This is a genomic window from uncultured Nitrospira sp. (assembly GCA_902500695.1).
GTDB lineage: Bacteria > Nitrospirota > Nitrospiria > Nitrospirales > UBA8639 > Nitrospira_E.
Map to the genome: position 1 here is coordinate 53138 of CABVRQ010000018.1, position 11769 is coordinate 64906.

At 46.2% G+C, this 11769-nt stretch carries 11 protein-coding genes; all 11 read left to right on the plus strand.

The features are described from left to right. Positions 1 to 53: 53 nt before the first annotated feature. The 11 genes from AAH187_RS06875 (at position 54) to AAH187_RS06925 (ending at position 11516) form a co-directional block, all read left to right on the plus strand. Positions 54 to 602 carry a c-type cytochrome gene (locus AAH187_RS06875; RefSeq protein ID WP_342347703.1) on the plus strand — a complete coding sequence of 183 codons (549 nt, stop codon included), beginning with the start codon at positions 54 to 56 and terminating at the stop codon, positions 600 to 602. A 38-nt stretch (positions 603 to 640) separates the two neighbouring features. Further along, positions 641 to 2356 (plus strand): cytochrome ubiquinol oxidase subunit I, encoded by a 1716-nt coding sequence (locus AAH187_RS06880; RefSeq protein ID WP_342347704.1) that lies wholly within the window; start codon positions 641 to 643, stop codon positions 2354 to 2356. Between the two features lie 24 nt (positions 2357 to 2380). Then, positions 2381 to 3193: a cytochrome c gene (locus AAH187_RS06885; RefSeq protein ID WP_342347705.1), complete on the plus strand. Its 813-nt coding sequence runs from the start codon at positions 2381 to 2383 to the stop codon at positions 3191 to 3193. 26 nt (positions 3194 to 3219) lie between these two features. Then, a complete protein-coding gene (locus AAH187_RS06890) occupies positions 3220 to 4164 on the plus strand; it encodes a ubiquinol-cytochrome c reductase iron-sulfur subunit (RefSeq protein WP_342347706.1) in 945 nt (314 codons plus the stop codon). Positions 4165 to 4192: 28 nt separating this feature from the next. Continuing rightward, entirely contained in the window at positions 4193 to 5305 is a 1113-nt protein-coding gene (locus tag AAH187_RS06895; RefSeq protein WP_342347707.1) for a cytochrome bc complex cytochrome b subunit, read from the plus strand. A gap of 145 nt (positions 5306 to 5450) precedes the next feature. Then, the gene (locus tag AAH187_RS06900) at positions 5451 to 6215 is read left to right on the plus strand and encodes a hypothetical protein (RefSeq protein WP_342347708.1); all 765 of its coding nucleotides are present in this window, start codon (positions 5451 to 5453) and stop codon (positions 6213 to 6215) included. A gap of 66 nt (positions 6216 to 6281) precedes the next feature. Further along, entirely contained in the window at positions 6282 to 8144 is a 1863-nt protein-coding gene (locus AAH187_RS06905; protein WP_342347709.1) for a cytochrome ubiquinol oxidase subunit I, read from the plus strand. Positions 8145 to 8205: 61 nt separating this feature from the next. Continuing rightward, positions 8206 to 8844: a cytochrome c gene (locus AAH187_RS06910; RefSeq protein WP_342347710.1), complete on the plus strand. Its 639-nt coding sequence runs from the start codon at positions 8206 to 8208 to the stop codon at positions 8842 to 8844. A gap of 28 nt (positions 8845 to 8872) precedes the next feature. Beyond that, a complete protein-coding gene (locus AAH187_RS06915; protein ID WP_342347711.1) occupies positions 8873 to 9601 on the plus strand; it encodes a cytochrome c in 729 nt (242 codons plus the stop codon). 44 nt (positions 9602 to 9645) lie between these two features. Next, entirely contained in the window at positions 9646 to 10482 is an 837-nt protein-coding gene (locus tag AAH187_RS06920) for an ethylbenzene dehydrogenase-related protein (RefSeq protein ID WP_342347712.1), read from the plus strand. Further along, the gene (locus tag AAH187_RS06925) at positions 10479 to 11516 is read left to right on the plus strand and encodes a c-type cytochrome (protein WP_342347713.1); all 1038 of its coding nucleotides are present in this window, start codon (positions 10479 to 10481) and stop codon (positions 11514 to 11516) included. The genes AAH187_RS06920 and AAH187_RS06925 overlap by 4 nt, the downstream gene beginning before the upstream one ends. Positions 11517 to 11769: the final 253 nt, after the last annotated feature.

Sequence of the window (11769 nt, forward strand, 5' to 3'; positions counted from 1 at the left end):
GTAGGGTGATGTGGAATTTGGCAAACCAAGATTCAGGTAAACGAGGGGGAACAATGAACGAGTTTCAATTTGTAAAAAGTCTTTTAGTTAGTGGGTTGGCCGTCATTGGCCTGTCGATGTCAGCATGTGGTGGTGGTGGTGAAGGTCCGCCGCAACCTCCTCCTCCTGCTCCACCGGAATATGCGGACAAGCATATGCCCGCAGGCTACTGGAATAATCCCGAAATTTTAAAAGAGGGAGAAGCCATATTTACTGGGCAGCAAAATATTGATGTGAATTGTGCGAGTTGCCATGGTAAAGATGGAAAACCCGTTAAGGCTGGTGCTCGCGATTTCAGACGAACTGAGCAAATGGAGCTATATTCTGATGCGGTATGGTTTTGGCGAGTATCTGAGGGGGTATCTGGGACAAAGATGAAAGCATGGAAGAGCAAGCTTTCAGAGGACGCCATTTGGAAAGTCATTGCGTATGAAGCCAACTTTGGGCTCAAGGGCAAGGAGTATGATGTTGCGAAAGGACAATGGGTTCCTTCGGGAGGAGCTGGTGCCGCTCCTGCTGCCGCAGAACCTGCCGGTGGAGAGGCTGAAAAAGCCGCAGAGTAATCCAGGAATTGAATGAACAAGAAGGAGGGCGGGGACCCTTGAAAACACTGAATCGAAGTCTATGGATAGTATTAGCGTTGGGCCTGAGTGGGGCGGCTGTTGCCTTTGGCCAGGTGCCTGATGCTCCACTTGTAGATTTTCCCTATTCGGGAAATAGAACGGCGGTGTGGGTCGTCGCTCAACTTCATATCCTGTTTGCGGCATTTATTTTAGGCGCGCCGATTTTCGTGGTGGTTGCTGAATGGCTTGGGTATAAAAATAACGATCCGAAGTATGACCGTCTGGCCAAGGAAGTTATTAAAGTCACAGTCATTCTGTACAGTATGACTGCTTTAACTGGAGGTTTGTTCATCTTTGTCCTGCTCGGGACATATCCTGACTTTTCGACATGGTTGATCAAGCATTTTTTCCTTGTGTTTGCGGTTATCTACCCTCTGCTGTTTATCCTTGAAACAATAATTTTGTATACCTATTTTTATTCATGGGACTCCATGAAAGGAGCAAAAAAAGGGCGGCATATCGCTCTTGGCATCCTACTGAATATAGTGGGAACGGTGACGCTCTTTGTCATTGACGGTCCGACTTCATTTATGAATACCCCAGCTAAAGCTGTGGAAGGTCTGTCGTTGGTGGAGTTTATTCAGACCGCCAGCTTGTGGGACAAAATGGCTAATTTTAGCTGGATGCCCCTCAATCTTCATCGCCTGGTAGGAAATGTCACGTTTGGTGGATTTATTGCCGGACTTATTGCGGCCTACATGTTTATGGGATCAAAAACAGATGAGGAGCGAGCCTATTACGACTGGATGGGGTTTGTGGGGAACATGATCGGCGTAGGGGCGCTCTTGCTTCTTCCGTTCATGGGTTATCTCCTAGCCTACGAGTTGTGTGATTATGACGCATCCATTTGTCCCTACATGATGGCTGACCAATTGTCGATGTTTTTTGAAATGCAGGGGGCCATGATTGGACTGATATTTTTAGCCAGTAATTATTATATCTGGTTAAGCCTTAAGCGAATTCAGGGTGTGGAGCAGGTACGAATATCTGGATTCGTCGCGGTGGTGGTGGTGTTTATGCCAGCCATCATGGGATTTACATGGAAAATGTTTCCTCCACCTGAGTGGCAGTCTTTGATCGTCCTGGGAATCCTGGTTCTTCTACCTGTGGTTCTCGGTAAGGTTCCAGGTCTCAAGAATTTCACGGTTTCGGCATTCACTATGATCAAGGTCGGTTTTTTGATGATCGTGGTGGCCGATGCGATTTGGATGACCCCTCATGGTTTTGTCCCGACCCAAGGTCTGGCAACCGAGGAAGTCGAGTTGCCTTCATGGGCTAGTGAATTAGCGCTCATGCCGGCAAAAAATGCGGCAGCCTTTACACTCGTGTTCCTGACTGTGGTCAATTATCTGTTATATAACAGGGCCATTAAGCGAGGGACAATCATCTGGGGAAAAATTGATTTCGCTTCACAGTTTGTCCTCATCTTCCTAGCCTTTAGTGTGATTTGGACAATGGGCCTCATGGGAACAGTACGTTCGTTGACGCGAAAGTATTACCATGTTTATAACCTCGTTCCGGATTTTACTCCTGAAGCGTTTACCCCGACCCTGGCCTATTCGGCATGGTGGATAACTGGGGTGACTATTGTGTTTTACGCTGTTGTGAGTTTTGCTATTCTTGTCACGCTAAGAGCTGGGAGTCCGAAGCCTGCAACGTCAATGGCATCGGCAGTCCCAGTTGAAGCTAAATGAGAAGCTTGAAAAAAGAGGAAACAAATGGCTAACCAAAGTTTTGCCAAGAGTGTCATGAAAAAGACCGCCTTGGGGGTCATTATTGGAGTGTTGTTGGTAGTTGGGGCCAAATATACTCATTTCCCACCAGTCTTTCAGATCATGTTTTTTCTTTATGCGATGCTAGGGGCTTTGGTGTTCATTCTTTTGGATGCTCCAGCGATGAAACGGTTGGAAGGGGTGAAGGCGGTTGGGGCGTTGGTTGTATTTTACCTACTGCTTTCGGGTCTCTATATTGCCGGGGCGTCGATTCTGCCTCAGTTTGACCCAGAAGATGAAAAGGGAAAAATTGAAAAAGTCTTAAAGCTTCGCCGGGCTGAAACAGAGCAAGGGAAGGCAGATGAATTGATAGCCAGGGCAAAGGAATTGGATGAACGGGCTAAGGCTATTTCCAAGCAACTGAGTTCCCTGGGGGCTGAGGTTAAAGTAGAGGTTGCGGCTACCACGGGCAGCGGAGGGGGTGGGGCCGCCTCTGGTGATCTCGTAGCAATGGGAAAGGATCAATGGGAACTTCAAGAATGCTATAACTGCCATAAGCTGTATGGTCAAGGTGGAAAGAAGCGTGGGCCTGAGATGGATAATATTGGTAATCTCATGACCCCTGAACAGTTGAAAGAAAAGATTTTAGATCCAAAGACTTGGAAAGCAGAAGGATTTGATAAGGATTACGATAAAGGGAAAATGCCTGATAAGTATAAAGATCTCATGTTCCCACAAGAAATTGATGCGCTTATTGCCTTTTTGGCTTCTTTAAAAGATGAATCGGTAAAAACTCCGAAGCCAATTAAAATGAACTAATCCAAATCTAAGGTTTTCCTCTGGCTATGCAACCAAAATTGACAGCAAAAGCATTGTGTGCGGACAAAGAAGTCGGGAAGATTTCTAAAGTTATCGTTGACCCTCTTTCCCACGAAATTAGCCATATAATTGTACGGGAATTAAATGGTCAGGGAGTCGAACGCCAGGTTCCTATCTGCCAGGTTCAGGAGGTAGTGAATGAGGAGGAAATTGTCCTTCGGTGTTCACAGGAGGAATTTGGTCGATTTCCAATCCTTGAGCGGGATCAGTACGTCACAATTAAGGAAGTTGAAATTGCGCACTTAGAAGATCATTTGCATGTTGAGCCTGGAGAAATCCTGGTTCCTCTTCCGCGGTTAGAGCAGGGTGTTCCACGACGAACGTTCTTTACCAATATGACGCATGCAATTGGGACGTTAATTGCGTTGCCTTTAGTGTTTCCTGTTTTGAAGTATCTTATGAAGCCCATGTTTAAACCCTACGATAATGCCTGGTTTTCGGTTGGCAATGTCAAAAAGGTGAATAAAGAGAATATTGGATTCCAATTTAAATTTACCCGCGGGTTTAAAGAAGCCTTTATGCCGGAACAAGAGATTGAAAAAAATATTTGGGTAGTCAAGGCGACTCCGGCGGTACAAAAAGCCGTATATGAGGGAAATGATAGGAAGTTTTTCGATGATAAAGGGGATGTTATTTGGGTGAACAAATCAAACTCTCCCTATATCGGCTACTCTGGGAAATGCCCTCATCTTGGTTGTGGGTATAAATGGAGAAAGACGAAAAATTTTCCGGATGGGGTGTTTTTGTGCCCTTGTCATCTGAGTATTTATGATGAGGCTGGAAAAGTTATCGATGGGCCGGCACCAAGACCGCTCGACGTCCTTCCTCTGCAAGTTGATGCCGGTGGAGAAGTAAAAATAATTGATGTGGAGTATAAAGCCGGGGTTAATAACCAAATTCGGCTTCTATAAAAGCCTAGGATGGAATGGTGAAAGGCGCATGAAGGAAGAGAGTCAAGTCGCAAGTCCACAAAATGCTTTTGAAAAGGTTGTGGAATTTGTTGATGAGCGGGTAGGTCTGAAAACAATTCAGGCCAAAATGCTGAATGAGCCAATCCCAGGTGGGTCTCGCTGGGCTTACGCTTTTGGCTCGGTGTTGTTATTTATCTTTATTCTTCAAGTCGTTACTGGGATCTTGTTGATGTTTTATTATGTCCCCAGTACAGATCATGCTTATGCGAGTACTCAATACATCATTCACGAGGTGGATTACGGATGGTTTCTGTTGAGCTACCATTTTTGGGGATCCTCTGCCATGGTGGTTATGGTTTTTGCGCATATGTCTCAAGTATTTTTATGGGGAGCCTATAAAAAGCCGCGAGAACTGGTCTGGTTAGTGGGTCTTGCATTATTTGGCATTGTGATGGGTTTTGGTTTTACTGGCTATCTTCTTCCGTGGGATCAACGCGCCTACTGGGCAACGGTGGTGGGTGTAGAAATCATGGATAAAACTCCAGTTATTGGGGATTTTTTGGCTCGATTCCTTAAGGGAGGTCCAACCCCAGGCCAAATGACGCTGAGCCGGTTTTTTGTTATCCATGTCATGGTCTTGCCTGCAGCGTTAGCAGGGTTGGCCGGCCTTCATATTTTTCTTTTTAGAAAGGCTGGCCCCGCAGGTCCTTTCAGGGGAACTCCTGAAGAGATTAAAGCAAAAACGGATTACTTCTTTCCTCGTCAGATCTGGAAAGATATTGTGGCTATGGCCACTGTATTTTTAATCATTTGTTCACTGGCCTTCATTGAGCCGGTGGTATTGCTGGAGAAGGCAACTCCTGATCCTGGCGATTACCATCCTGAGCCGGAGTGGTATTTCTTGTTCTTGTTTCAGTTGCTTCGATTGAAAATTTTTGGTGGCGAGTTTGGCCAATTCCTTGGGGCGATGGCCATACCAGGTGCCTTTATGGCGTTTTTAGCAGCGCTGCCTTTTTTGGATACAAATTCAGAGCGAAATATTTTTAAGCGCCCCATCGCTCTGATTGGGTGGACGGTAATCATGGTCTTTATTTTGGTGTTTACTGTGTCAGCCATTATAAACCGGCACTTTTTAGACTAATCTCTGGAAACATATGTCAAATACGAAGTTAGGACTTCTTGTTTTTTGGCCTACATTCTGGACCGGATTTCCAATAAAGATGGTTGTGGCCTTGTTGTTGCTCGCGGCACACATGCACCCTTGGGAGGGGGCTGGGCTATTTCTATTGTTACTTGTTTCCATACCGGTGGATATTTGGGCGCTTGGCCTTTGTGCGAGAACCGTTTTTATTGACCGGTTGAAGGTTGATCCGAAGCCAGGCATTGGCCTTCATCTTTGGGTTCGATGGGCAGTGTTTAGTGCTTTGGCAATACCGATCATAATGTTCGTGGTGTCCACGGTGACGGCAACTGCTCAGTCGGTGGTTTCCAGTATTATTGAATCTATTAAAGAGAATATCTTTGTCATTCCGGTAGCCGAGCAGATAAGTCTTGAATTGGTCATGTGGGGAAGTGTGGCAACCGTCGCCCTCATTCTTTGTCTTTTGGGGTGGCTGTATGGACTAGGGTGGCTTGCTCAGCCTTTTGTGAAAAATGCGAAACCGGTAATCGGTTCAGCAGGGGACCAGGCTAATTTTTGGGATAGTTTACGTATACCAACGGATCAGCCCCTGCTCCTAACAGCATTTACCGGGGTAGGAGTCGTGCTGGTGTTTCTTTTCTGGGTTCTCTTGCCTTCAACGACACCCCATCCACATGAAGAATATGTCTATACTTTTGAAAAAAAAGAAAAGGTGATAGTTGAACCAAAAAAGATATTAATGGAAGCAGAGCAAGTTTTGGCAAATGCCGAGCTTGTAGTAATAAAGCTTCAGGATGAGAAACCGCCGGATTCAGAATCGTCTGTAAAATCTATGGACCTTTCACCTGAAACCAAACAGAAAAATAAAATAGGGACACAAGTTCCGATCAAGGCTGAAGAAAAACCCTAGACTAAGTTTTGTGAATTCGGGAATGTAGCCTTGGACAAAATAATAAACGATCGAAGGGGGGCCAGAATGAAATCGGCCGGCCAATTGGGATATACAACCGTTGCGCAAGGAATGAATAGAATGCCTGGATTGCTTAAGTTAGCAAGTTTTTTGGCCCTTCTCTTTCTACCGGCTTTGGCTATAGCGGCTGGAGGGGCTGAAATTCAGGCCATGTCGGTGGAATATCGTGATGTACCTGGAATCGGTAGTCGTAACCTGGTTTGGATTGTCGCTCAACAGCATTTGTTGCTGGCTGGCTTCGTTCTAGGCGTCCCGATTTTTGCATGGATTTGTGAATTGGTTGGATGGAAAACAAAAGAAACCAGGTATGACAAGCTCGCCAAAGAATTTACAAAACTTTTGACGTCAGCCTATGCCACGACAGCACTTTTTGGTGGAATACTTTTGTTCCTTCTGATCGGACTCTATCCAAAGTTGATGGCTTACCTGACCGACATGTTTTTCCCTTCTTTCCTAGTGTATTGCCTGCTCTTCTTATTAGAAACGGCCACCCTCTATATGTATTGGTATGGGTGGGATTATATGCAGGGAAATAAAAAGGCTTTCCATCTTTTTTTAGGCTTTCTTCTGAATCTTTTCGCCCTCGGAATCATGATCGTCCCCAACTCATGGGCAACCTTTCAGGCCAGTCCGGTGGTGGTGGGAGAGGGTGATGCTTGGGCAAGGGCGTGGATGGCTATGCAAAACCCTACCTGGTGGCCTGTCAACATCCATCGATTGATCGCAAACGTCGTATTGGGTGGATTTATAGTCGGTGCCTATGCAGGTGTTCGCTATTTACTAGCGGTTTCGCGTGAAGAGCGCGAACATTACGATTGGATGGGGTATGTCGGGAATTTTATTGGGGTGTTTGGTATGTTGCCACTCCCATTTGCCGGCTATTGGCTCATGCGGGAGGTCTACCAATACAACCAACAAATGGGGATTACCCTTATGGGTGGGTTCTTGGCATGGCTGTTTATTCTTCAGGCCATGCTGATAGGTGTGCTTTTCCTTGGAGCAAATTATTATTTTTGGATGGGAATTACCTACAGAATACCAGGGTCTGAAGCCCAATATAAAAAACCGGTCATGGCGATGCTTCTCGTCTTATTATTATGCCTTGGTGTGTGGATGACTCCACATTCCTTGGTAGCGAGCTTGGCCGAAGCACAAAAAATGGGTGGCACCCATCATCCGTTACTTGGTGTCTTCGGGGTAATGTCAGCCAAAATGACGGTAGCGAATCTGATGATTCTCGTCACGTTTATGAGTTTCATTATGTATTGGCGAGCGGGAAAACAAGAAACCGCTGGGTGGGCCAAGGCGGCCAAAGCTATTATGGGCGCCTTGCTGGTCATCGCAGGTATCGCCGTGGTGGTCCTCGGGGTTTGGGGGTATTTTGTCCCAGCTATTATCCGTATTAATTATTTCTCGGTTGCGCAGGTGTTAATTGTCCTGTTCATCATGGTTACGTTCACTCCATTAACTGCTTTGTTAATGAAAAGTGCGAAGACGACAACCGAAATGGTGTGGGGAAAAATGCCAATTCGAGCAGGGTATAGTTTAGTCTTAAATGCGGTTATGGTGATCTTACTTATGTCCCTGATGGGATATGCACGGTCATCATCTCGGGTTCATTGGCACATTTATGGGGTCATGAGAGACACCTCGGATTATGCCTATTCTCCCGCGTTGGGTTATGCGGCGGCATTTATGTCCCTGAATACCTTTGTGTTTTGCCTGATCGTCGCTTTTATCTTTTGGGTGGCAACCTTGGGGGATAAAGCCAAAGCTCAGACACCAAAGGCTTCTACTGTGGATGTTCCTGGCCACACAACTCCGGCGATGGCTGGTGGTGCCCCAAGTTCAGTGGAAAAACTTGATTAGGGTATGAAATAAGAGAAAAACTCAATGGCCGTACATCTTTGGAAAGCATGGGTGAGCAAATATGAGTGAAGTCGCGCTATTGCAAATAATAGGCATGTGTGTCATTGGGGTGGGTATACTCATCCTGCTGTTTATTAAGGGGATGTTCCTTCGTGTGCTTGGTTTCGTCGCGATGGTATTGGGCGTCTTTAGTTTGATTGCCCTGAGTGTTCCACAAATGGCCTCATTACCTCCCGCGGTAGAAACATTCGATCTTGCCAGCGTGAAAAGTCCAGATGATTTGGCCTCAATTGGGCAGAAGATATTTTTTAGCAAAGGACAATGCGCCTTGTGCCATTCCATTGGACCAAGTGAGTCGGCTCGGTGCCCTGATTTGAATGGAATTGGAGCGAAGCTGGCTCCTGAATTTATCTATGAAAGTTTAACCCAGCCTCAAGCCTATATTTATCTGGACTTCAGGCATGATGGTATTCCAAAAGAATATCCGGCACAGATGCCCCATATCGACAAGGATCCCATTGGCTTAAGCAAGCAGGAAATATATTCGGTCATAGCGTTTCTCCAAAAGATGAGTGGTGAGCCCATAAGTATCAAAGTTGAAGATATAATGGATTCTGCACAAGAACCGCTCAATTCCTTGAAAGTGGCTTCGGTCATTTCGCCACTTAAATCTCAGACGGATAAATTGGCCGGACGCTAAAGGGAATAGCCAGAATGAGGAGAACATCATGAAAGGCCCTATCGTTAGTGGAGCGATTATTCTTGCTGGAGTGTTTATATTTTTAAAGTTTATTCTTCCGTTGGTGACGGCACCCCTTCCAGCCAGTTTAATTTATCTGTACTTAGCCCTTGCTCTGAGTGGCATTATGATCTATGGGACCATGAGTGCTCCTTCTTTAGAGGCCATGATGGGTCCAATTTTTAGATTTCTATCCGGAAAAGGACAGACAGGAGCAGGACAGATGGCCAGGTTGGCTGTGTTGGTTATGTTTCCGCTTTTGGTGGGATGGCAAACCTACAGTCGCTTAGCCCCTAGCGATCTGCCGCCTGCTGAAAACAGGACCATTCATCCTGCCCCACCTGGTGAATTTGTTGGTTTATCAAACCCTTATCCAAAAACACCTGAAAATATTATGATGGGCAAAGGACTCTATGCCGCCTACTGCTCGCCCTGCCATGGAGCAAATTATGATGGAAAGGGTCCAGCTGCTCCTGGCTTTAATCCTCCTCCGGCCAATTTTAGTGACCCGGGGACTATTGCGCAGTTACAAGAGGCGTATTTGTTCTGGAGAATAAAGAAAGGGGGGGTGGGTTTACCGGTAGAAGGAATGCCGTGGAAATCAGCTATGCCCCGATGGGAAGTTGAATTACCGGAAGAATTTATTTGGAAAATTATTATGGGTGAATATGATGGGGCACACCAATCCCCAAGGACTTGGGAAGAAGAAGAAGAGTAGACTCAAGCCAATCATGTTATGGATGAATGAGTGGAGAATATGACATGTTGAACGGACTAGGAAGCCTAAGGACACTATCCATTATTGGGCTGTTCGGAGTCCTGGGATTTTCGTCAGCTTTTGCCAGTGAGCCTCCTGCTTCAGAAGAGCCAGGTAGTGTCTCGGTTCGAATGTATCAATTAGAAGGCAGCTTGCCGTCCGAAGACCCCAATTCTTCACAATGGGATTCGGTTCCTAGTTCTGAATTTAACCTGGCGCCTCAGGTGCATTGGCCTCCTAGAATCCAGGAGGTGACTGTGAAGTCGGTCAAGGTCAAAGGGGTTCATAATGGCCAAGAACTGGCTATTCTCGTGGAATATGCCGATCCTACCCAAGATGCGGCCGATGCGGCAGCGCTTGAATTTATGGTGGGTGATAAACCGGCTCATTTCGCCCATGGTCAAGAGATGATGCAGGTTGAAGGGGGACCGGTAAACATTTGGTTTTGGAAAAATGAAAGTGCCAAGGCAGTTGATATGAGCGCGAAAGGGTTTAAGACTTTGGAAACCCAACCCCACCAGGATGTTCAGGCAAAAGGGGTTTGGCAAGATGGCACCTGGAAGGTGGTCTTTTCCCGTTTATTGAAAACTGAAGATGGCCAGGATGTTCAAGTGGAGGAAGGCGAATGGCGTAATGTAGCATTTGCCTTTTGGGATGGGGCCGTTGTCGATGGTCTGGTAAAGGAAAAAGGTGGACAGAAAGCCGTCTCCACTTGGTGGTATATTCGGGCAGAACCGAGTGCAGATAATTCCATTTTTGGTTGGGTCATTTTGGGATTAGCCCTCGCTGCGGCCTTTGAAATGGTGATAGTCAGAAAACTGAGAAAGGGGCAATCAGTATGAAACGGGTAGCGGGAGGCGGTCGCGATATGACAGTCATCGGGGTGGCCGTACTCGGAATAACCTTCACGCTATTTTCTGGCTGCGCGGTTTTTGAGGATGAAAGAACTGCGAAGGGTCGAAAGCTCTATAACCATTATTGTAGCCATTGCCATGGGGAAACTGGACAACAGGGAGAAGGTTTTAATTGGGAGCGCATGTCGGACCCCAGACCTAAAAATCTGGCATCCACTGCCGAGATGTCCACTTTCAGTGATGAAGAAATTTTTCATACCGTTTATCGGGACATGAAAGATACGACGGATCCAAAAGTCATTGATGATGAGAACTACTTTGCAGTACCCACCATGCCGACATTTAAGTATACGTTATCGGAGGAAGAAATATGGTCAATTGTGGGATACGTTCGGACTCTTCACGGGATGTCGCTGAGCTATGATTTGGAAACCAGAAAGAAAGAATTAGAAGAGGTATTTCAGGCGGTAGAGCAAGAAATGGAAACGGCAAAGTCAGCCTTTGAAGCGGCAACCGAAAAAGCAGAGGCCGCGCAAGCAGCCTATGAAGAAACGTTGACTGATGAGCAACTTGAGAGTTACGAACCGAAAGAAGTGACGATTCCAGAAGAGGAAGTATTCCTTGTAGCCAATGAAAAGTATGAAACGGCAAAAGCCGCCGTTGATAATTTTTTAAAGCGCCCCAAAAAGCCACAAGTATCCCGACCTGATCTTTCCTTAGCTGAAGAAGACCGTGTGGCCCAAGCGAAGCTGGGAAAGCAATTATATAACGATAAATACGGATGCCAGGGATGTCATAGTCTCAACGATGAAGGTGGGGTGGTTGGCCCTGCATTGGATCGAGCGGGGTTTCGCCTCAATCCTACATGGGTCTATCGGTGGATTCTGTATCCTCAAGCCATGAAAAAGCATACAAGGATGCCGAATTTGGGAATTTCAGAGAAAGATGCAAAGGCTCTCACGTATTATCTAGGGACGCTCCAGGCCCCAAAGCCTGAAAATTCTAGGTCCCCGTCAGAATAACCTCCCAACGGGTATTTTTCCATCCACAAGAAAAGCGCTTGACTGACCTTCGGCCAAAAAGCGCTCTTCCCCTATTTTTATTGCTATGAACCTGTTTGAACGCTGGTAGGGTGTAAATTCTGAAAAATCGCGAACTGTCTTTGACCAGGGCGGACGGAAAAATTTAAAAAGAAAGAGTGGCTGGAAGTCGAGGGAGTTGATTAGGCAATGAATATAAAAGTGAGAAGTTGATTTGTCGTCTTTCCTTAATTAG

Excerpts from the sequence above, each read along its gene's own strand:
- AAH187_RS06875 (WP_342347703.1), top strand. The coding sequence starts at position 54 with ATGAACGAGTTTCAATTTGTAAAAAGTCTTTTAGTTAGTGGGTTGGCC.
- AAH187_RS06885 (WP_342347705.1), top strand. The coding sequence starts at position 2,381 with ATGGCTAACCAAAGTTTTGCCAAGAGTGTCATGAAAAAGACCGCCTTG.
- AAH187_RS06890 (WP_342347706.1), top strand. The coding sequence starts at position 3,220 with ATGCAACCAAAATTGACAGCAAAAGCATTGTGTGCGGACAAAGAAGTC.
- AAH187_RS06895 (WP_342347707.1), top strand. The coding sequence starts at position 4,193 with ATGAAGGAAGAGAGTCAAGTCGCAAGTCCACAAAATGCTTTTGAAAAG.
- AAH187_RS06905 (WP_342347709.1), top strand. The coding sequence starts at position 6,282 with ATGAAATCGGCCGGCCAATTGGGATATACAACCGTTGCGCAAGGAATG.
- AAH187_RS06910 (WP_342347710.1), top strand. The coding sequence starts at position 8,206 with ATGAGTGAAGTCGCGCTATTGCAAATAATAGGCATGTGTGTCATTGGG.
- AAH187_RS06915 (WP_342347711.1), top strand. The coding sequence starts at position 8,873 with ATGAAAGGCCCTATCGTTAGTGGAGCGATTATTCTTGCTGGAGTGTTT.
- AAH187_RS06920 (WP_342347712.1), top strand. The coding sequence starts at position 9,646 with ATGTTGAACGGACTAGGAAGCCTAAGGACACTATCCATTATTGGGCTG.
- AAH187_RS06925 (WP_342347713.1), top strand. The coding sequence starts at position 10,479 with ATGAAACGGGTAGCGGGAGGCGGTCGCGATATGACAGTCATCGGGGTG.